The following is an 18,906-nucleotide window of genomic DNA, read 5'->3' as shown; positions in this document are numbered from 1 at the left end:
CTGGGGTACGACGGCGCACGCCCGCAATGGTACGGGTTCAGTGCCGCGGCGCGACCGCCTCGCGTGTTCCCCGCGGTCGGGGCGTACGCAGGTCGACGGTCTTGCCGGTGAGGAGATTCAGCAGGTCGAGCGCACGAAGACAGAGCGCGGTGTGCCGTTCGCCGGTGGCGGTGAAGACCGCCATGTCGTCGGCGACGAGCCGGTCGTCGATGAGCACCGGCAGCGTCTCCGGCAGCAGCAGCGGGCAGACGAGCCTGTCGGTGTAGTCGGTGGCCGAGTTGACCAGGAAGGCCGGCGCCGGCCGCACCTGGCGGGCGCCCAGCAGGCCCCCGACGACGCCGGGCTGGGGCGGGGTCGCCGCGGTGGCGACGACGGCGACGACGACCTCGCTGCCGATCCTGGTGGCGACGTCGAACACGGTGACCACGACGCACCGCCCGGGCTCCGCGGAGACCGTCTCCGGCAGTTCCTCCGCGCAAGTCATGGGGCGCGGAAGGCGTACGATCTCATGATGGACCTGGTGTGCGAGGAGCCAGCGGTGGATCGCGAGGGCGTCCTTCATGAAGTCCTCCTCCGTCTCGCCCTGTTCCATGGCCCCCGACGGTCCCCAGACCGAAGGTAACCCGGACCTGATGTGGCTCGGGGGATATGTTCCGGAATCGAAGGACCGACAGGGTTTGTCCGACTCAACAATGACCGAAAGCCAGCAGCGGGCGATGCACGACCTGTTCCGCAAGATCGCACCGGTGGCCGACGAGCTCGGCCGCCTGTTCGCCGACCACGGCCACGAGCTGGCCCTCGTCGGCGGCCCCGTGCGCGACATCCTGCTGGGCCGCGTCGGCAACGACCTCGACCTGACCACCGACGCCAACCCCCACAGGGTGCTCGACGTCGTCCGGGACTGGGCCGACTCCGTGTGGACGATCGGCATCGACTTCGGCACCGTCGGCCTGCGCAAGGGCAACTGGCTGATCGAGATCACCACGTACCGGAGCGAGTCCTACGACCCCAAGTCGCGCAAGCCCGAGGTCGCCTACGGCGAGACGCTGGAGGCCGACCTGGAGCGGCGCGACTTCGCGGTCAACGCGATGGCGGTGCGCCTGCCCGGACACGAGTTCGTCGACCCCTACGGCGGCCTCGACGACCTGCGCGCCAAGCGGCTGCGCACGCCCGGCACCCCCGAGCGCTCGTTCGCCGACGACCCGCTGCGCATGCTCCGGGCCGCCCGGTTCGCCTCCCAGCTCGGCTTCGGCGTCGACCGGGCCGCCCTGGCGGCGATGACCGCGATGGCCGAGCGCATCGAGATCGTCTCGGCCGAGCGCATCCGCGACGAGCTCGACAAGCTGATCTGCGGCGCCAACCCGCGCGAGGGCCTGCGCCTGCTGGTGGAGACGGGCCTGGCCGCCCACGTGCTGCCCGAGCTGCCCAAGCTGCGCCTGGAGATCGACGAGCACCACCGGCACAAAGACGTCTACGAGCACACGCTGACCGTCCTCGACCAGGCCATCGCCCAGGAGGAGGACGGCAAGCCCGACCGGATCCTGCGCTGGGCCTCGCTCATGCACGACATCGGCAAGCCCAAGACCCGGCGCCACGAGGCCGGCGGGCGGGTGTCGTTCCACCACCACGAGGTCGTCGGCGCGCAGATGACCAAGAAGCGCATGGCCGAGCTGAGGTTCCCCAAGGACGTCGTGGCCGACGTCTCCCACCTGGTCGAGCTCCACCTGCGCTTCCACGGCTACGGCACGGGGGAGTGGACCGACAGCGCCGTGCGCCGCTACGTGCGCGACGCCGGCCACCTGCTCGACCGCCTGCACAAGCTGACCAGGGCCGACTGCACCACCCGCAACAAGCGCAAGGCGGCGGCGCTGTCGCGCACCTACGACCAGCTCGAAGAGCGCATCGCCCGGCTCGCCGAGGAGGAGGAGCTGGCCAAGATCCGGCCCGAGCTCGACGGCAACGAGATCCAGGCCGTGCTCGGCGTGGGCCCCGGGCCCGTGGTGGGCCGGGCCTACAAGTTCCTGCTCGACCTCAGGCTGGACAAGGGCGTGCTCGGCAAGGAGGCGGCCACCCAGGCGCTGCTCGACTGGGCGAGGTCAAACGGCCTGGGAGCGTGACGCCGACGTCGTGACCATCCGGTAGGCCAGCGCCGCGAGGGGGTAGCCGACCGTGATGATCACGACGGCCGCGTACGACTTGCCATTGGGCGGCAGGATCGCCGCCGAGAGCGCGGCGGCCAGCACGTACATGCCGTTGAAGAGCATGTCGTAGAGCGAGAAGGCGCGGCCGAGATAGGCGTCCTCGACGTCGCGCTGGACGGTCGTGTCGGCGCAGATCTTGACGCTCTGCCCGGCCACGCCCAGCACGAAGCCGGCCACCGGCAGCCCCCACGTCTGGAACGGCAGGACGAGCGCGCCCGCCAGCACGCCGGCCGAGGACAGCGCGATGACCACCCAGGGGCCGATGCCGAACCGCTCGGTCGCGTACGGGGTGATGATCACCGCCAGGAAGTAGCCGAAGCCGGAGGCGGCCACCACCAGGCCGATCCCGCGCAGGGCGGCGTCGGAATCGCCGTCGGTGAAGTAGTAGCGGTAGAGGATGATGCCGAGGGCGGTGGCCATGCCGTACAGGAAACGGTGGGCGGCCATCGCGCCCATGGTCGCCGCCGCTTCGCGGTGGCGCGCCAGGTGGCGGGCGCCGTCGACCAGGCCCACGACCACGTTGCGCAGGGCCTCGCGGGCCTGCGGCTGGTGAGGGTCGTAGGAGGGGCCGAGCAGCGCGCGGTCCATCGTGCGGGCGACCAGGGCGCTCAGCCCGAACATCACGCCGGACACCGCCAGCAGCAGCCCGATGCCCCGGTCGCCGTCGCCGAACACCTCGCGCAGCAGGAACCCGACGCCCGCGCCGACGAACGTGACCACGGTGCCGCAGGTCGGCGTCACCGCGTTGGCCGCCATCAGCCGGTCGGACGGCACCACGTGCGGCAGCGAGGCGCCGAGCGCGGCCAGGAAGAACCGGTTGACCCCGAGCACGCCGAGCGCGGCCGCGTAGAAGACGGGATCGGGCGCGTCGGAGGCGACCAGCGCCGCCGCGACCAGCAGCAGCCCGCCGCGCACGAACGGCGCTGTGACCAGGATCTGCCGCCGCGACCACCGGTCGATGAACACCCCGACGAACGGCCCCAGCACGCTGTACGGCAGGAACAGCACGGCCAGGCCGGCGGCCACCGCCAGGGCCGTCGTCTGCTTCTCGGGGCTGAAGAAGGCGAAGTTCGTGACGCCGAACTGGAAGATCCCGTCGGAGAACTGGGAGACCAGCCGCGTGCCGAACAGCCGTCGGAAGTCACGGCCTTGGAGGACGACGCGGAGATCGGCGACGAATGACACCCCGTCAGCCTAGCCGGGCGCACCGCGGCATAGGATGCGCCGAGGTGGCCGGGCGGGTTCCGAACGCGCATGACGATCTCGTACGCTTCATAGCGTGACGACCGAGGAACACGTTGTGCTGGTCGACCGCGAGGGGCGCGCGCTTGGCACCGCGCCCAAGACGTCGGTGCACGGCCGGGAGACCCCGCTCCATCTAGCCTTCTCCAGCTACGTCTTCGACCCGGAAGGCCGCGTGCTGCTCACCAGGCGGGCCAGCCACAAGATCACCTGGCCCGACGTCTGGACCAACAGCTGCTGCGGCCACCCGCTGCCGGGCGAGGCGCTCGGCAGCGCGGTCATCCGCAGGCTCTCCTACGAGCTGGGCCTGGATGCCGGGAGCGCCGATCTCATGCTGCCCGGTTTCTCCTACCGCGCCGTCATGGGCAACGGCATCGTCGAGCACGAGCTGTGCCCGGTCTACCGCGTCACGGTCGACGCCCCGGTGGCGCCCAACCCCGACGAGGTGGGCGAGGTGCGCTGGATGCCGTGGAAGGAGTTCGCCGAAGGCGTGCGCAGCGGTCTGCTGGCGATCTCACCGTGGTGCAGGGAACAGGTGCCGCTGCTCAGCGAGCTGGGCGCCGACCCGATGAGCTGGTCTCCCGCCTCCGACGACGAACTGCCCCCCGCCGCGCGCGGCTGAAGCCGCGGCCGCGAGGGGCCCACAGGTCAGCGCTCGACCTCGCCCCTGATGAACTTCTCGACGTACTCGCGGGCCTCGTCGTCGGAGTACTGCTCCGGCGGCGACTTCATGAAGTACGACGACGCCGACAGGATCGGGCCGCCGATGCCCCGGTCAAGAGCGATCTTGGCCGCGCGCACGGCGTCGATGATGATGCCGGCCGAGTTGGGGGAGTCCCAGACCTCCAGCTTGTACTCCAGGTTCAGCGGGGTGTCGCCGAACGAGCGGCCCTCCAGGCGCACGTACGCCCACTTGCGGTCGTCGAGCCACGGCACGTGGTCCGACGGGCCGATGTGCACGTCGGCCTTGCCCATCTCGTGCGGGATCTGCGAGGTGACCGACTGCGTCTTGGAGATCTTCTTCGACTGGAGCCGGCTGCGCTCCAGCATGTTCATGAAGTCCATGTTGCCGCCGAAGTTGAGCTGGTACGTGCGCAGCAGCTCGACGCCGCGGTCCTCGAACAGCTTGGCCAGCACGCGGTGCGTGATGGTGGCGCCGACCTGGGACTTGATGTCGTCGCCGACGATCGGCACGCCGGCCTCGGTGAACTTCTCGGCCCACTCGGGGTCGGAGGCGATGAAGACCGGCAGCGCGTTGACGAACGCCACCTTGGCGTCGATGGCGCACTGCGCGTAGAAACGGTCGGCCTCCTCCGAGCCCACCGGCAGGTACGACACCAGCACGTCGACCTGGTTGTCGCGGAGCACCTTGACCACGTCGACGGGTTCCTCGTCGGACTCCTCGATGATCTCGCGGTAGAACTCGCCCAGACCGTCGAAGGTGTGGCCGCGCAGCACGGTCACCCCCGTCGGCGGCACATCGGTGATCTTCACGGTGTTGTTCTCGCTGGCGACGATCGCCTCGGACAGGTCGCGGCCGACCTTCTTGGCGTCCACGTCGAAGGCGGCGACGAACTCGACGTCACCCACGTGGTAGTCACCGAACTTCACGTGCATCAGGCCCGGCACTCGCGCGGCCGGGTCCGCATCCTTGTAGTAGTGGACGCCCTGGACCAGCGAAGACGCGCAGTTGCCGACACCGACAATGGCCACGCGAACCGAACCCATCGCACTCGCTCCCTTACTCATCAGTTGACGTGGTATCTCTCTCGGGCCCTTCCGAGGCCCGCCGCTCCGTGGCGATCAGCTCGTTCAGCCAACGCACCTCGCGTTCGACCGACTCGAGCCCATGGCGCTGCAGCTCCAGCGTGTAGCTGTCGAGCCGCTCCCTGGTACGGGCCAGCGCCGTGCGCACGCTGTCGAGGCGCTCCTCCAGGCGGCTGCGGCGGCCTTCGAGGATGCGCAGGCGCACCTCGGCCTCCGTGTGCCTGAAGAAGGCGAAGTGCACACCGAAGCTCTCGTCCTCCCAGGCTGACGGGCCGGCCTGGGTCAGCAGCTCCTGGAGGCGTTCCTTGCCCTCCGCGGTGAGCTTGTAGACGATTTTCGACCGGCCGCCGACGATCGTGGCGGGAGCGGGCTGCTCCTCCACGATGAGGCCCTGGGCCAGAAGTGATCGCAGACAGGGGTACAGCGATCCATAGGAGAACGCACGGAACATGCCCAGCAGGGCGTTGAGCCGTTTGCGCAGCTCATAGCCGTGCAGCGGCTGTTCGTGCAGCGACCCGAGCACGGCTAGCTCCAGAACTCTGCCTTGTCCGCTGGCCACTGGAACCGCCCCCTCTCGCGTCGATGTATCGAGTCGATACATCCAGAGGATACGTCGATTCGCTATAAGGCCGCAATCAAAGGATTTGCCAAGCCGTTGGGATGAATCGGTAAAACGCCGTAGTCTGGCGCTCATGTGGTCACAGCGGAGGGTGGTGGACTACGGCCTCGCCAAGCGGGCAGCGGTCCGTTCCCTGGAGGTGGGCCGTGCCTCGCGCGGGGACCTCTGTGACGCACAGCCGTACCTCCTTCGCGCGGCCCGCGTGTTCGGCGAGCCGACCGAACGTCTCTGCCCGGTGTGCGAGAGGGAGAACGTCACCAACGTGACCTATGTCTTCGGCGATTCGCTGGGGCGGCATGCCGGTCAGGCAAAGGCCACGTCAGAGCTTGTCGAAATGGCCCATGATTACGATGAGTTCCGGGTGTACGTCGTCGAGGTCTGCCAAGGTTGTTCCTGGAACCACCTGACGGTCTCGTTCGTCCTCGGCAACGGACCGCCAGACCTCGTCGGCCAACCGTGAACACCGAGGGCGGCGAGTCACCTCACGCCCATACGCCGTTTTTATCCGACGACGATGCGAGGACGTGTGAGTAACAGCATGAATGAGGGGACGGCCCGCCCGGGAAGGCGCCGTCGCTCCAACTCATCCCGTTCTGTGCCCCCAGGTTCTCCTCCCCAAACCGGCGATTCCGATTGGGGTGCTTCGCAGCAGCAGCGTCGTCCTGAAGCCGCTTATGAGCAGACGGGTGCGATGTCCGCGCAGCCGTACGGCGACCCCGCCTCCGGGCCGCAGCCCCAGCGCGGGGCGCCCCAGGGGCGCGAGGAGCCGGCGCCGCGCGGCCGCTCCCGGGCCCGGCAGGACACGCGTTCGCTGAGCAACCAGGAGACGATGGTCAGCGACGCGCCGCCCAGGCGTTCGCGCAGGGCGAGCGGGCAGGGCGAGCCGCCCGAGCCGCCGGGCCCGCCCGGCCGGCCCGACGGGAAGCGCGGCGGCTGGCGCCGGTTCGTGCCGAGCTGGAAGATCGTCGTGGCCAGCGTCGTCGTGCTGGCGGCCGGCATCTTCGGCATGATCATGGTCGCGTACAACCTCACGCCGGTGCCCGAGGGCACGCAGGCGTCGGCGGTGGCGCAGCAGAGCACGCTCTACTACCGCAACGGCAAGGTCCTGGCCAAGCTCGGCGTGCCCCGGCAGACCGTCACCATCGACAAGATGGCCCAGACCGTCAAGGACGCCACGGTCGCCATCGAGAACAAGACGTTCTACGAGGACTCCGGCGTCTCCATCTCGGGCATGGCCCGTTCGGTGTGGATGACCGCCACCGGCCAGCAGCTCCAGGGTGCCTCGACCATCACCCAGCAGATGGCCCGCGGCTACTACGACGGCCTCAGCCAGGAGGTCTCCGTCAAGCGCAAGCTCAAGGAGATCTTCGTCGCGGTCAAGCTCAACCAGTCGCTGAGCAAGGAAGAGATCCTCGCCCGCTACCTCAACACCGTGAACTTCGGCCTCGCCTACGGCGTCGAGGCCGCCTCGCAGGCGTACTTCGGCAAGAACGTGCACGCCAAGGACCTGACCCCCGAGCAGGGCGCCTACCTGGCCGCCCGCATCCAGCGCCCGAGCTGGGGCCCCGACGACCCCGGCCTGCGCGAACGGTGGAGCACCACCATCAAGTACATGGCCGAGCAGTGGCCCGACAAGTACGGCGACCTGCCGGCGAAGGCCAAGTTCCCCAAGGTCTACAAGGGCGACACCAAAGAGGTCTACGCGGGCCTGCGCGGCTACATGATCACGCAGGTGCTGGAGGAGCTGAAGCAGCGCAAGCTCACCCCTGACATGGTCAGGAGCGGCGGCTACCAGATCACCTCGACCTTCGACGAGAAGCTCATGAAGGCCGCCAAGACGGCGGTGGAGACCGAGCTGGCGACCAGGTCGAAGGAGTACCACGCCGGGCTGGCGGCCGTCGATCCGCGGAACGGCCGCGTCCTGGCCTTCTACGGCGGCTCGAACTTCCTCACCGACCCGTTCAACGAGCCCTTCGACGCCAACAAGCAGGCCGCGTCGGCGTTCAAGCCGTACGTGCTGGCGGCCTGGCTGCAGGCCGGTTACTCGCTCAAGAGCTACGTGCCGGGCAACCAGACCGTGCCGAAGGTCATCCCCGGCCAGCAGAACGGCGGTTTCCGCAACAGCCACAACGTCGGCCAGGCCGTCGACGTGGTGAAGGCCACGGCCCAGTCCGTCAACACCGCGTACGTGTCGATGGCGTACAAGCTGCCCAGGAAGCTCGACGAGGTGAAGGAGCTCGTGGAGAACGCCGGGTTCGACAAGGGGCGCATGGACCAGGACGTCAAGGAGCACCAGTTCCAGTTCGCCATCGGCAGCGCCCTGGTGAAGCCGGTGGAGCAGGCCGCCGGATACTCGATCTTCGCCAACGGCGGCAAGTACACCAAGTACCACGTGGTCCAGGACGTCAAGCTCAACGGCCAGGTCGTCTACCCTGAGCAGCGGACCTCGACCAGGGTCATCGACGCGGAGGTGGCCGCCGACGCGACGACCGCCATGCAGGAGGTGCTGAGGAGCGGCACCGCCGCCGGCCAGGGCCTCGGCAACCGGCCCGCGGCCGGCAAGACCGGCACCAACAACGACGAGAAGGAAGCCTGGTTCGTCGGTTACACCCCGCAGATCTCCACGGCCGTCGGGTTCTACCGCGAGCAGTGCGTGACCAAGAAGGGCACAGTCGTCCAGCCCCGTCACTCGAACTGTCCCGTGACCCCTGACGAGAAGAAGCCGAGCAAGAAGTACGGCCCGAACAACCCGTACACCAGGGCCAAGGAGGTCTCGCTCGGCTTCGAGGGCGCCGGCCCGCCCACCGCGACCTGGCGGCGGTTCATGCTCGCCGCCCACGAGGGCAAGCCGATCGAGCAGTTCCCGCAGAAGGCCGACATCGGCCTGCCGGAGAACATCGTGGAGCGCCCGGTGCCGACGCCGACGCCGACCGCCACGAACCCGTTCGACGACGGCGCGGACAACCCCTTCGACGACGGCGGTGACCAGAACTGCCTGGCCGCGCCGTGCAACGACGACAGCGGCGACGTCACCGACGACTCGCAGGACACCGGCATCCCCGAGGCCGACGACCACGGCATCCTGAGCGGCGGCGGAGGCGGCCGGGCGCCCGACTCCCGGCCGACGGGCAGCTCGCAGATGAGCGCCCGGCACGAGGAGTGGTGACCACGACCGAGGCACGCGTCCCGCTGGCGGCGCGTGCCGTGCCGTACCTGCCCCTGGGGCTGATCGCCGCCCTGGGGGCCGTCCTCGGCTACGTCGTGCGGCTGCCGTGCCGCACCGGCGGGTGGAACGACCAGGTCCAGACGTACACGAACTTCTGTTACACCGACATCTACCCGCTGTACTTCGACCGGCAGCTCGCGACCCAGAACCCGTACTTCGCCGACGTGCCGTTCGACAAGCAGGTCGAGTACCCCGTGGTGCTCGGCGAGGTGATGCAGGCCATCGCCTGGATCTCGCGGAAGCTGGAGCTCGACCAGGTCGCGCAGGCCGTCCGGTTCTACGACCTCACGGTCCTGCTGCTCGGCGTCTGCCTGGTGGCCGGCGTCCTGCTGATGGCGGCGGTGGCCGGGCCCGCCCGCCGGTGGGACGCGCTGTGGTACGCGATCTCGCCGGCCGTGATCCTGGCCGCGTACATCAACTGGGACCTGGTCGCCGGCGCGCTGTCGATGGGCATGCTGCTGGCCTGGGCGCGCAGGCGGCAGGTGCTCGCGGGCGTGCTGCTCGGGCTGGCGATCGCGACCAAGTTCTACCCGCTGATGTTCCTCGGCGCGCTGTTCCTGCTCACGCTGCGGACCGCGCGCTGGCGGCCGTTCCTGGTGACGGTGGGGTCGGCCGCGGGGGCCTGGCTCGTGGTGAACGTGCCCTTCATGGTCTTCGCCTGGGACGGCTGGCGCCGGTTCTACGTCTTCTCCCAGGAACGCGGGATCGACTGGGGCTCGCCCTGGCTGTTCTTCCAGCGCAAGGGCTGGGGGATCCTCGGCGAGGCCGACGTCAGCACGCTCGGCATGGTGACGCTGGCCGCGCTGTGCCTGGGCATCGCCGTGCTCGCGCTCACCGCGCCGCGCCGGCCCCGGCTGGCGCAGCTGTGCTTCCTCGCCCTGGCCGCGTTCATGATGACGAACAAGGTGTGGTCGCCGCAGTTCGTGTTGTGGCTGGTGCCGTTCGCGGTGCTGGCCAGGCCCAGGTGGAAGCCGCTGGCGTTGTGGCAGCTCGCCGAGGTCTGGTACTTCGCGGCGATCTGGCTCTACCTGCTCGCCCAGCCCCCGCTCAGCAGGGACGACCTGGGCATCGGGGACAACACGTACTTCACCGCCGTCTGGGGACGGGTCATCACCATCGGCATCATGATGGCGTTCGTCGTCCGTGACATCCTGCGTCCGGACCGGGACGTGGTGCGCCAGGACGGCATCGACGACCAGGCGGGCGGGGTGTTCGACGACGCCCCCGACCGGTTCGTGCTGAAGACAAGATGATCACCCGCTCGGCCGCTCGGGACGCGCTGCTGCTGTGGCTCGGATCGCGGGCCGGGCTTCTGCTGTCGACGCTGCTCGGCCTGACCCTGGCCGAGTACGCCGGCAAGTGGCGCCAATGGGACGCCGGCCTGTTCCTCACCATCGCCCAGTACGGGTACGACGGCGAGCCGGGCAAACCACGCGACGACGGCCTGCCCGCGTTCTTCCCCGGCCTGCCGGTCGTGCTGCGGGCGGTGCATCTCGTGGTGCCCGACTGGGCGATCTGCGGGCTGCTGATCTCGCTGGTCGCCGGGGCGGTGGCCATGGTCGCGCTGGCCCGGCTGGCCGAGTTCGAGGGCGCGACCGGCTGGATGGCGGTGCTGGCGCTGCTGCTGTTCCCGATGGCCGTGTTCCTGGCGGCGGGCTACAGCGAGTCGCTGTTCCTGGCCTTCGCGATCCCCGCCTGGCTGGCCGCCCGGCTCGGACGCTGGCCGCAGGCCGTCCTGCTGGCGGCGGGGGCGTCGTGCGTGCGGATCACCGGGCTGTTCCTGGCGGTCGCGCTGGCGGTGGAGTTCGTCAGGAGCAGGGAGTCGTGGCGGCGGGCCGGCTGGCTGGCGGTGCCGTTCCTTCCGCTGGCGGCGTACTCGTTCTACCACTACCGGCGCTCGGGCGACTGGCTGGCGTGGAAGCACGCGCAGGAGGCCGGCTGGGGACGCGACTTCGTCTGGCCCTGGGAGGCGTGGCGCACGACGTGGAACTCGGCCATGGGCACCGACGACTTCGCGGTGGCCTTCCGCATGGAGATCGCCGGGGCCGTGCTGGCGGTGGGCGTGCTGGTGTGGCTGCTGGCGCTGCGCAGGTGGAGCGAGGCCGTCTACTGCGGGTTGCAGGCGGCGGCGCTGATGACCTCGGCGTACTACCTGTCCATCCCGCGCTCGCTGCTGCTGTGGTTCCCGCTGTGGGTCCTGGTCGCCAAGGTCGCGACCAGGAAGCCGTGGGTGATCGTGCTGTACGCGGTGATCTGCGGGCCGCTCATGTACCTGAACGCGGCCCGCTTCCTCACGGGCGCCTGGGCGGGCTGAAATCTCTACCCGTTTCTTCGCCTCGGTAATCCAGGGAAGTTATCCACAGGCTGTGTGTTTTCGGCCGGGAGACGTTCAGAGGTTCTTGCGCAGGAACGCTATGTCGTCGGCCTGGCCCTCGCCCGGCGTCTCCACCACGACCGGCGCGCCCGCCGCCCGGCAGACCGCGAGGATCAGCTCCGGGTCGATCTTCCCCTGACCCAGGTTGGCGTGCCGGTCGGCGCCGGAGTCGAAGTCGTCGCGCGAGTCGTTGCAGTGGACGAGGTCGATGCGGCCGGTGATCGCCTTGACCCGCTCGACCAGGTCGACCAGCTCCTCGCCGCCCGCGTGCGCGTGACAGGTGTCGAGGCAGAAGCCCACGTCGAAGCCGTCGAGCGCGTCCCACAGACGGGCGATGCGCTCCAGCTTGCGGGCCATGGCGTTGCCGCCGCCCGCGGTGTTCTCGATGAGCACGGGGATCGGGCACTCCATGCGCTCGAACACCTTGCGCCAGTTGTCGAAGCCCACCTGCGGGTCGTCGCTCTTGTTGACGTGGCCGCCGTGCACGACCAGGCCCTTGGCGCCGATCCCCGCGGCCGCCTTGAGGTGCTGTTCGAGCAGCTTGCGGCTGGGGATCCTGATGCGGTTGTTCGTCGTGGCGACGTTGATCAGGTAGGGGGCGTGGATGTAGACGTCGACGCCCTCGACCGGCTTGTCCGGCAGCACCGGCTTGGCGTAGCCCTGCGGGTCGCCGAGGAAGAACTGCACGACCTCCGCCCCGACCCGTTCGGCGTGAGCGGCGGGATCGTCCTGGTCGACGTGAGCTCCGATACGCACCATGTCAAGGAGCTTATCCGTTTGGCGCAACGGCCTCCGGGAAGACGCCCGGCACCCCCTACCCCCGAGGAGAGCGCACATGACACGCTGGCGGCTGCGGGCGCTGATCTTATTGGTCTACGTGATCGTCGGAATCTACGTCGCCTGGCTCCACGACTACATCACCCCGGGTCTCCTCCGGGACGTCGCCGAGGCCCTGCTCGCGGTGTTCCTCTGGTTCCTGGTGCTGCTCGGCATCGACCTGCACATCGGCAGGTGAGTCACATATACCCGACGGCCCCGGCGTCACCGGGGCCGTCGGCCGGGTGCGGGGCCCGTCAAGGATGCGGCAGGAAGCCGCCGTGGGCGATGCCGAGCACGGCCCCCACGAACGAGGCCACCAGGCCCACGATGTTGACCGAGCGCTGCGGCGTGGTCACCGAGATGTACTGCGAGTAGAGCCCGGTCCCGAAGCCGAGCGTGCCGATCCAGGACGAGATCACGTGGGCGGCGGGGAAGAACGCGGCGACGAACGCCACGAGCCCGCACACCAGTGTCGCGATCGCCAGGCCGTTCTCCACCGGGTGAGAGCGTCCGTCGGTGTTGAGCGTGAGCCTGAACCGCTCCCTTTCGGAGGGATGAAGCACATGTGGCACAGCCGCCACCCCCTTGGTTTCCTACAGGCCTTCCCACCTACTCGTGGCTGGTAACCTGGGCAGCGCTGCGTTGTGATGGGTGACCCATCGCCCCGGGGCGCCGAAATGGGGCGCCGCGGCCTGACGTCAGCGTCCTCCTGTCACGGCAGAGTGTCGTGACCGCAAAAGTCCAGAGGAGGTTGGAGTCCCGCATGCGTCGTTACGAAGTAATGGTCATTCTGGACCCTTCGCTCGATGAGCGCACTGTCGCGCCGTCCCTCGACCAGTTCCTCACCGTGGTCCGCAACGACGGCGGCACCGTGGAGAAGGTCGACGTCTGGGGCCGTCGCCGTCTCGCCTACGACATCGACAAGAAGTCGGAAGGCATCTACGCCGTCATCGACCTGTCCGCGGAGCCCGCGACGGTCAAGGAGCTCGACCGCCAGATGAACCTCAACGAGGGCATCCTGCGCACCAAGGTCCTGCGCCCGGACGTGCACTAGCCACAGGAAAGCCGCGAAGCGGGCCGTCCCCCCGGGAGGCGGCCCAACGAGCGGGTTTCTTGTTGACGACCACCGGCTTTTTGTCGGAGAGCACCCGTACTCTGAGCCGTAATCCAAGCGAAGGCGTGCAGGAAGGCGAGCGCTAGCCATGGCAGCAGGCGACACCGTAATCACCATCGTCGGCAACCTTGTCGACGACCCGGAGCTGCGCTTCACCCCGACGGGTCAAGCGGTGGCTCGATTCCGCATCGCGTCCACTCCGCGGTTCATGGATCGCCAGACCAACGAGTGGAAGGATGGCGAAAGCCTCTTCCTGACCTGCAACGTGTGGCGGCAGGCGGCGGAGAACGCCGCCGAGAGCCTCCAGCGCGGCATGCGGGTCATCGTGCAGGGGCGGCTCAAGCAACGGTCTTACGAGACCAAGGAAGGCGAGAAGCGCACGGTCTATGAGGTCGAGGTCGACGAGGTCGGCCCGTCCCTGCGCAACGCCACGGCCAAGGTCAACCGCACCACCCGCCAGGGTGGCGGCGGTGGCGGCGGCTTCGGCGGCGGTCCCGCCGACGACCCGTGGGCCTCTGCCTCGCCCGCCCCGCCCCAGGGCGGCGGCTACCAGGGCGGTGGCGGCGGCTTCGGCGGCGGCGGTGGCGGCAACCAGGGCGGCGGCTTCGGCGGCGGCAACGACTTCAGCGACGAACCGCCTTTCTAACACCTGTCCACAAGCCCGAGTCCATTCCCGCCCGAAAGGCGGGGCTCTGAGAGGAGCACCACGATGGCTAAGCCGGCACTGCGCAAGCCCAAGAAGAAGGTTTGCCTGTTCTGCCACGACAAGATCTCATACGTCGACTACAAGGACACGGCGCTGCTGCGGAAGTTCATCTCCGACCGCGGCAAGATCCGTGCGCGCCGGGTGACGGGCAACTGCACCCAGCACCAGCGCGACGTGGCGACCGCGATCAAGAACGCCCGTGAGGTGGCTCTGCTGCCTTACACGAGCACCGCGCGCTAAGGAGGTCTGTCGACATGAAGCTCATCCTCACCAACGAGGTCTCCGGCCTCGGCGCCCCTGGCGACGTCGTCGAGGTCAAGGACGGCTACGGCCGTAACTACCTCATCCCGCGCGGCTACGCCATGCGCTGGACGCGTGGCGCCGAGCGCCAGATCGAGACCATCAAGAAGGCTCGCGACGCTCGCGAGATCCGCGACCTCGGCACCGCCAAGGAGGTCGCCGGCCAGCTCGGCGCCCTGCGCGTGCGGCTGTCCACCCGCGCGGGCGAGTCGGGCCGGCTGTTCGGCTCGATCACCACGGGCGACATCGCCGACGCCGTCAAGGCGGCCGGCGGCCCGATCCTCGACCGCCGTCGCATCGAGATCCGCAACCCGATCAAGAGCGTCGGGTCGCACAAGATCACCGTCAAGCTCCACCCCGAGGTGTCGGCGTCCGTCGACGTCGACGTCGTGGCCGGCTGACGAACGCTGATCAAGCCCCTCTCCGCCAGGAGAGGGGCTTTTTCGTGTTCCGGGCGACCGGCTGCCACGGCGACGCGTTCCCCGGCGGGGCCGGCTGACCTGGTGACCTGCGCACTTAATCCCTATCGGGGCAGCGTAGAATGCCTGCGTTCTTTGTGTGTGTTTCCCCCTGGAGGCTCTGCCATGGCCCGTTCCACGATGCTGCTCGCGATCGGTGTGCTCGCGGTAGGGGCCGTCGCATGTGCCCCGGCCGACCAGCCGGCCGCCACGGCGACCGGTCCCGCCGCGACCGGCTCCACGGCGGCCGACGCCTGCGCCAAGGACCAGCTCAAGCTCGTCAACGGCGGCAAGCTGACGGTCGGCACCGACAAGCCGGCCTACGAGCCGTGGTTCAAGAACGACGACCCGAGCAACGGCCAGGGGTTCGAGAGCGCGGTGGCGTTCGCGGTGGCCGGTGAGCTCGGCTTCGACCGGACCGAGGTGGAGTGGAGCACGGTCAAGTTCGACTCCGCGTTCGCACCCGGGGCCAAGCAGTTCGACTTCGACGTCAACCAGGTCTCGATCAACCCCGACCGCGCCAAGGCCGTCGACTTCAGCAAGGGCTACTACACGGTCAAGCAGGCCGTCGTGGCGATCAAGGGCAGCAAGTTCGCCGAGGCCAAGAGCGTGGCCGAGCTCAAGGACGCCAAGTTCGGCGTCCAGGTGGGCACCACGTCGCTGGCCGGCGTGAAGGACGTCGTCAAGCCCTCCGCCGAGCCCAACGTCTACAACGACCAGGTCGACGCCGTGAACGCGCTGAAGAACAAGCAGGTGGACGCGATCGTCGTCGACCTGCCCACCGCGTTCTACGTGACGGCCGCCCAGGTGGAGAACTCCAAGATCGTCGGCCAGTTCAGCTCGACCGGCGGCACGCCGGAGGAGTTCGGGCTGGTCATGGAGAAGGGCAGCGCGCTCAAGCCCTGCGTCGACAAGGCCGTCGACTCGCTGAAGTCGAAGGGTGAGCTGGCGAAGATCGAGCAGGAATGGCTGGGCTCGGCGGCGGGCGCGCCCGAACTGTCGTGAGCCCGACCAGTAAGCCCGTGAGCGAGCACGTCCCCTCGCAACGGCAGCTTGAGCGCGAGCGCGTCCGCCGATCACGGGCGCGCCGCTCGGCCTCGATCGCGACGGCCTCGACGATCGTGTTCATCGTCCTGGTCGCCGTCCTGGTCACGAACTCGCCCGGATGGCCCCGGGTACGGGAGGCGTTCTTCGCGCCCGAATGGTTCGTCGCCGCGCTGCCCAAGGTGCTGGAAGGGTTCCTGCTCAACATCAAGATGTTCCTGATCGCCGAGCCGCTGATCCTGATCGTCGGGCTGCTGGTGGCGCTGGCCAGGGGCATCACCGCGCCCGCGTTCTTCCCGATCAGGGCCCTGGCCACGCTCTACACCGACGTCTTCCGCGGCGTGCCGACGATCCTGGTCATCTACCTCATCGGGTTCGGGCTGCCCGCGCTGCGGTTGCAGGGCATCCCGACCGACCTGGCGACGCTGGGCGTGATCGCGCTGACGCTGTCGTACGGCGCGTACGTGGCCGAGGTGTTCCGCTCCGGCATCGAGTCGGTGCATCCGAGCCAGATCGCCGCCGCCCGCTCGCTGGGCCTGAGCCACGTCAAGGCCATGCGGTTCGTGGTGCTTCCGCAGGCCACCCGCCGGGTCGTGCCGCCGCTGCTCAACGACTTCGTCTCGCTGCAGAAGGACACCGCCCTGGTGGCCACGATCGGGCCGCTGGAGGCGCTCAGGCAGGCCCAGATCATCGCCACCAGCAAGTTCAACTACACCCCCTACCTGGTCGCCTCGCTGGTGTTCATCCTGCTCACGATCCCGATGGCCAGGTTCACCGACCACCTGGCCGCCCGTACGCGCAGGAGGCGTGGCGCATGAGCCTGCTGACCATCGAAGGGGTGTGGAAGAACTTCCACGGCCACAGCGTGCTGCGCGGGATCGACCTTGAGGTGCAGCCGCACGAGGTCGTCAGCCTGATCGGCGCGTCCGGGTCGGGCAAGTCCACCCTCCTGCGCTGCGTGAACCTGCTGGAGACCGTCGACGACGGCGCCATCCACCTCGACGGCCAGGAGATCACCGACCCCCGCGTGGACGTCGACGACGTGCGCAAGCGGCTCGGCATCGTCTTCCAGGCGTTCAACCTGTTCCCGCACATGAGCGTGCTCGACAACATCACGCTCGCGCCCCGGCGGGTGCTCAGGACGTCCAAGGAACAGGCCGAGGAGCAGGCGCACGAGCTGCTGGCCAGGTTCGGGCTCGCGGCCAAGTCCGGCGCTTACCCCGACCAGCTCTCGGGCGGGCAGCAGCAGCGGGTGGCGGTCATCCGGGCGCTGGCCATGCAGCCCAGGCTGATGCTGCTGGACGAGGTCACCTCGGCGCTCGACCCCGAGCTGGTGGTGGAGGTGCTGGGGATCGTCAGGGAGCTCAAGGAGTCGGGGATGACGATGATCCTCACGACCCACGAGATGAGCTTCTGCCGCGACATCTCCGACACCGTGTGCTTCCTCGACGGCGGGGTGCTGGTGGAGAAGGGCCCGCCGGAGAAGATCTTCGCCGCGCCGGAGCAGCCGCGCACCAGGGAGTTCCTGCGCAGCGTGCTCGAATCCGGACGCCTCTAGCGACGGTGACGGCCCCGGCCGGGTTCGGCCGGGGCCGCCCGCGGGGTGGCCAGCAGGCTGTGGCGGCGGCCGTACAGAAGGTAGACCAGGAGGCCGAAGGCCATCCACAGGACGAACCACGCCCAGGTGAGCAGGCGCAGGTTGAGCATCAGCCACAGCGTGGCGACCAGCGACAGCGCGGGCAGCAGCGGCGAGAGCGGCACGCGGAAGCCGCGTTCCAGGTGCGGCATGCGCCGCCGCATCACGATCACCCCGGCCGCCACGAACAGGAACGCGAAGAGCGTCCCGATGACGACCAGTTCCTGCATGGTGAGCACCGGGACGAACTCGGCCAGCACGATCGCGATGAACCCGATCACCAGCGTCACCCGCGACGGGGTGTGGTACTTGCGGCTGACCGTGGCCAGGCCGCGCGGGATCAGCCCGTCGCGGGCCATCGAGAACAGCACCCGCGTCTGACCCACGATCAGCACCAGGATCACGGTCGTCAGCCCGAGCACCGCCCCCGCGTCGATGACGTGCACCATCCAGTCCACGCCCACGGCACGGAACGCGCTGGACAGCGGGGCGTCCCCACTGATCTTGGTGTACGACACCATGCCCACCATGACCAGCGCGACCGCCAGATAGATGACCGTGGCGATCACCAGGCTGCGGATCATGCCCTTGGGCACCGACTTCGGCGCGTTGACGCTCTCCTCGGCCGAGGTCGCGACGATGTCGAAGCCGATGTAGGCGAACGCGATCGCCGAGGCCGCGGCGAAGACGCCGAACCAGCCGAAGGCCATGCCGTGCCCGGCGAAGAGCTCGATGATGGTCTGCGGACGGACGGGCAGGGCCTTGGGCTCGACGTAGAAGTCGCCGTAGTTGGCCACGTCGATGTGGGTCAGGCCCACGACGATGACCGCCCCGATGGCCAGCAGCTTGGCCGACACCATGATCCACAGCGCCCGGAGCCCCACCCGCGCGCCGACGGCCACGATGCCCGTGAGCAGCACCAGGATGACCAGGACGAGCACGTCGTCCGCGCCCTGAGGCACCCGCACGCCGAAGTCGGCGACCGCCTTGACCGCGATGGACGCCCACGCCCTGGCCACCACCGCGGCGGCGAACTGCAGCTCCAGGATCAGCGCCCAGCCGATGATCCAGGCCCAGACCTCGCCGAAGATGACGTACGTGAAGGTGTAGGCGCTGCCCGAGGTCGGCATCGTGGACGACAGCTCGGCGTAGCACAGGCAGGCGAGCAGGCACGCGATACCGGCGATCATGAACGAGAGGATCACGCCGGGACCGGCCATGGTGTGGGCCTGCTCGCCGGCGATGCTGAAGATGCCGGCGCCGATGATGACGCCGAGCCCGAGAACGACGAGGTCGGCCGGGCGGTAGACCTCGGGCAGGCTGTGCCGGGCGCCGGTGCGTAACCCGGTCGCCTCTGACGGTGGCAGTCGTCGAAGAATCGTGGACACGGAACACCCCGC

At 69.0% G+C, this 18,906-nt stretch carries 21 protein-coding genes; 14 read left to right on the top strand and 7 right to left on the bottom strand.

Going from position 1 to position 18,906, the window contains the following annotated elements:
- Positions 1 to 37: 37 nt before the first annotated feature.
- Positions 38 to 592 (bottom strand): YbaK/EbsC family protein, encoded by a 555-nt coding sequence (locus AB0J71_RS06580; protein ID WP_364413108.1) that lies wholly within the window; start codon positions 590 to 592, stop codon positions 38 to 40.
- A 100-nt stretch (positions 593 to 692) separates the two neighbouring features.
- Here AB0J71_RS06580 and AB0J71_RS06575 point away from each other — a divergent pair, with 100 nt between their 5' ends.
- Positions 693 to 2,117 carry a CCA tRNA nucleotidyltransferase gene (locus AB0J71_RS06575; RefSeq protein WP_352322953.1) on the top strand — a complete coding sequence of 475 codons (1,425 nt, stop codon included), beginning with the start codon at positions 693 to 695 and terminating at the stop codon, positions 2,115 to 2,117.
- On the opposite strand, the gene AB0J71_RS06570 is transcribed toward AB0J71_RS06575, so the two are convergent.
- A complete protein-coding gene (locus AB0J71_RS06570) occupies positions 2,097 to 3,386 on the bottom strand; it encodes an MFS transporter (protein WP_364413107.1) in 1,290 nt (429 codons plus the stop codon). The two genes, AB0J71_RS06575 and AB0J71_RS06570, sit on opposite strands and share 21 nt — an antisense overlap.
- 94 nt (positions 3,387 to 3,480) lie before the next feature.
- Here AB0J71_RS06570 and idi point away from each other — a divergent pair, with 94 nt between their 5' ends.
- Complete coding sequence (gene idi, locus AB0J71_RS06565) at positions 3,481 to 4,065, top strand: isopentenyl-diphosphate Delta-isomerase (RefSeq protein ID WP_364413106.1); 585 nt, start codon at positions 3,481 to 3,483, stop codon at positions 4,063 to 4,065.
- Between the two features lie 26 nt (positions 4,066 to 4,091).
- Here the strand turns inward: idi and AB0J71_RS06560 are convergent, their stop codons facing one another.
- Positions 4,092 to 5,171 carry an inositol-3-phosphate synthase gene (locus AB0J71_RS06560; protein ID WP_352322950.1) on the bottom strand — a complete coding sequence of 360 codons (1,080 nt, stop codon included), beginning with the start codon at positions 5,169 to 5,171 and terminating at the stop codon, positions 4,092 to 4,094.
- Between the two features lie 13 nt (positions 5,172 to 5,184).
- Positions 5,185 to 5,769 (bottom strand): PadR family transcriptional regulator, encoded by a 585-nt coding sequence (locus tag AB0J71_RS06555; protein ID WP_352322949.1) that lies wholly within the window; start codon positions 5,767 to 5,769, stop codon positions 5,185 to 5,187.
- Positions 5,770 to 5,902: 133 nt separating this feature from the next.
- Here AB0J71_RS06555 and AB0J71_RS06550 point away from each other — a divergent pair, with 133 nt between their 5' ends.
- The 4 genes from AB0J71_RS06550 (at position 5,903) to AB0J71_RS06535 (ending at position 11,369) form a co-directional block, all read left to right on the top strand.
- A complete protein-coding gene (locus AB0J71_RS06550) occupies positions 5,903 to 6,289 on the top strand; it encodes a DUF5318 family protein (RefSeq protein WP_352322948.1) in 387 nt (128 codons plus the stop codon).
- Positions 6,290 to 6,520: 231 nt separating this feature from the next.
- Complete coding sequence (locus AB0J71_RS06545; protein ID WP_352322947.1) at positions 6,521 to 8,995, top strand: transglycosylase domain-containing protein; 2,475 nt, start codon at positions 6,521 to 6,523, stop codon at positions 8,993 to 8,995.
- Positions 8,992 to 10,308 (top strand): glycosyltransferase 87 family protein, encoded by a 1,317-nt coding sequence (locus tag AB0J71_RS06540; protein ID WP_364413104.1) that lies wholly within the window; start codon positions 8,992 to 8,994, stop codon positions 10,306 to 10,308. Before AB0J71_RS06545 ends, AB0J71_RS06540 begins: the two co-directional genes overlap by 4 nt.
- A complete protein-coding gene (locus tag AB0J71_RS06535; RefSeq protein ID WP_352322945.1) occupies positions 10,305 to 11,369 on the top strand; it encodes a mannosyltransferase family protein in 1,065 nt (354 codons plus the stop codon). The genes AB0J71_RS06540 and AB0J71_RS06535 overlap by 4 nt, the downstream gene beginning before the upstream one ends.
- Before the next feature lie 75 nt (positions 11,370 to 11,444).
- Here AB0J71_RS06535 and AB0J71_RS06530 read toward each other — a convergent pair whose 3' ends face one another.
- Positions 11,445 to 12,188, bottom strand: a complete 744-nt coding sequence (locus AB0J71_RS06530; protein WP_364413102.1) for a deoxyribonuclease IV — start codon at positions 12,186 to 12,188, stop codon at positions 11,445 to 11,447.
- Positions 12,189 to 12,264: 76 nt separating this feature from the next.
- Between AB0J71_RS06530 and AB0J71_RS06525 the strand changes: the two genes are divergently transcribed.
- Positions 12,265 to 12,444: a hypothetical protein gene (locus AB0J71_RS06525; RefSeq protein ID WP_352322943.1), complete on the top strand. Its 180-nt coding sequence runs from the start codon at positions 12,265 to 12,267 to the stop codon at positions 12,442 to 12,444.
- Positions 12,445 to 12,502: 58 nt separating this feature from the next.
- On the opposite strand, the gene AB0J71_RS06520 is transcribed toward AB0J71_RS06525, so the two are convergent.
- The gene (locus tag AB0J71_RS06520) at positions 12,503 to 12,820 is read right to left on the bottom strand and encodes a hypothetical protein (protein WP_352322942.1); all 318 of its coding nucleotides are present in this window, start codon (positions 12,818 to 12,820) and stop codon (positions 12,503 to 12,505) included.
- A 191-nt stretch (positions 12,821 to 13,011) separates the two neighbouring features.
- Here AB0J71_RS06520 and rpsF point away from each other — a divergent pair, with 191 nt between their 5' ends.
- The 7 genes from rpsF to AB0J71_RS06485 all read left to right on the top strand — a co-directional run bounded on the left by rpsF (position 13,012) and on the right by AB0J71_RS06485 (position 17,428).
- Positions 13,012 to 13,302, top strand: a complete 291-nt coding sequence (gene rpsF, locus AB0J71_RS06515; RefSeq protein WP_026214314.1) for a 30S ribosomal protein S6 — start codon at positions 13,012 to 13,014, stop codon at positions 13,300 to 13,302.
- Between the two features lie 148 nt (positions 13,303 to 13,450).
- Entirely contained in the window at positions 13,451 to 14,008 is a 558-nt protein-coding gene (locus tag AB0J71_RS06510; RefSeq protein ID WP_352322941.1) for a single-stranded DNA-binding protein, read from the top strand.
- Between the two features lie 63 nt (positions 14,009 to 14,071).
- A complete protein-coding gene (gene rpsR / locus AB0J71_RS06505) occupies positions 14,072 to 14,308 on the top strand; it encodes a 30S ribosomal protein S18 (protein WP_020543048.1) in 237 nt (78 codons plus the stop codon).
- A 14-nt stretch (positions 14,309 to 14,322) separates the two neighbouring features.
- Positions 14,323 to 14,769 carry a 50S ribosomal protein L9 gene (gene rplI, locus AB0J71_RS06500; protein WP_352322940.1) on the top strand — a complete coding sequence of 149 codons (447 nt, stop codon included), beginning with the start codon at positions 14,323 to 14,325 and terminating at the stop codon, positions 14,767 to 14,769.
- A 183-nt stretch (positions 14,770 to 14,952) separates the two neighbouring features.
- Complete coding sequence (locus AB0J71_RS06495; RefSeq protein ID WP_352322939.1) at positions 14,953 to 15,831, top strand: ABC transporter substrate-binding protein; 879 nt, start codon at positions 14,953 to 14,955, stop codon at positions 15,829 to 15,831.
- 17 nt (positions 15,832 to 15,848) lie between these two features.
- Positions 15,849 to 16,688, top strand: coding sequence for an amino acid ABC transporter permease (locus tag AB0J71_RS06490; protein ID WP_352322938.1), 840 nt, complete (start codon positions 15,849 to 15,851; stop codon positions 16,686 to 16,688).
- Positions 16,685 to 17,428 (top strand): amino acid ABC transporter ATP-binding protein, encoded by a 744-nt coding sequence (locus AB0J71_RS06485; RefSeq protein ID WP_352322937.1) that lies wholly within the window; start codon positions 16,685 to 16,687, stop codon positions 17,426 to 17,428. Before AB0J71_RS06490 ends, AB0J71_RS06485 begins: the two co-directional genes overlap by 4 nt.
- On the opposite strand, the gene AB0J71_RS06480 is transcribed toward AB0J71_RS06485, so the two are convergent.
- Complete coding sequence (locus tag AB0J71_RS06480) at positions 17,425 to 18,894, bottom strand: amino acid permease (protein ID WP_364413100.1); 1,470 nt, start codon at positions 18,892 to 18,894, stop codon at positions 17,425 to 17,427. The two genes, AB0J71_RS06485 and AB0J71_RS06480, sit on opposite strands and share 4 nt — an antisense overlap.
- Positions 18,895 to 18,906: the final 12 nt, after the last annotated feature.

This window comes from Nonomuraea sp. NPDC049637, from assembly GCF_040675235.1.
GTDB lineage: Bacteria > Actinomycetota > Actinomycetes > Streptosporangiales > Streptosporangiaceae > Nonomuraea.
The sequence above is the reverse complement of the archived record's forward strand: the minus strand, read 5'-3'. Positions and strand labels throughout refer to the sequence as shown.

Bases quoted from the DNA above. Each gene is read 5' to 3' on its own strand.
- AB0J71_RS06580 (WP_364413108.1), bottom strand. From the start codon at position 592: ATGGAACAGGGCGAGACGGAGGAGGACTTCATGAAGGACGCCCTCGCG.
- AB0J71_RS06575 (WP_352322953.1), top strand. From the start codon at position 693: ATGACCGAAAGCCAGCAGCGGGCGATGCACGACCTGTTCCGCAAGATC.
- AB0J71_RS06560 (WP_352322950.1), bottom strand. From the start codon at position 5,171: ATGGGTTCGGTTCGCGTGGCCATTGTCGGTGTCGGCAACTGCGCGTCT.
- AB0J71_RS06550 (WP_352322948.1), top strand. From the start codon at position 5,903: ATGTGGTCACAGCGGAGGGTGGTGGACTACGGCCTCGCCAAGCGGGCA.
- AB0J71_RS06545 (WP_352322947.1), top strand. From the start codon at position 6,521: ATGTCCGCGCAGCCGTACGGCGACCCCGCCTCCGGGCCGCAGCCCCAG.
- AB0J71_RS06535 (WP_352322945.1), top strand. From the start codon at position 10,305: ATGATCACCCGCTCGGCCGCTCGGGACGCGCTGCTGCTGTGGCTCGGA.
- AB0J71_RS06530 (WP_364413102.1), bottom strand. From the start codon at position 12,188: ATGGTGCGTATCGGAGCTCACGTCGACCAGGACGATCCCGCCGCTCAC.
- AB0J71_RS06525 (WP_352322943.1), top strand. From the start codon at position 12,265: ATGACACGCTGGCGGCTGCGGGCGCTGATCTTATTGGTCTACGTGATC.
- rpsF (WP_026214314.1), top strand. From the start codon at position 13,012: ATGCGTCGTTACGAAGTAATGGTCATTCTGGACCCTTCGCTCGATGAG.
- AB0J71_RS06510 (WP_352322941.1), top strand. From the start codon at position 13,451: ATGGCAGCAGGCGACACCGTAATCACCATCGTCGGCAACCTTGTCGAC.
- rpsR (WP_020543048.1), top strand. From the start codon at position 14,072: ATGGCTAAGCCGGCACTGCGCAAGCCCAAGAAGAAGGTTTGCCTGTTC.
- rplI (WP_352322940.1), top strand. From the start codon at position 14,323: ATGAAGCTCATCCTCACCAACGAGGTCTCCGGCCTCGGCGCCCCTGGC.
- AB0J71_RS06495 (WP_352322939.1), top strand. From the start codon at position 14,953: ATGGCCCGTTCCACGATGCTGCTCGCGATCGGTGTGCTCGCGGTAGGG.
- AB0J71_RS06485 (WP_352322937.1), top strand. From the start codon at position 16,685: ATGAGCCTGCTGACCATCGAAGGGGTGTGGAAGAACTTCCACGGCCAC.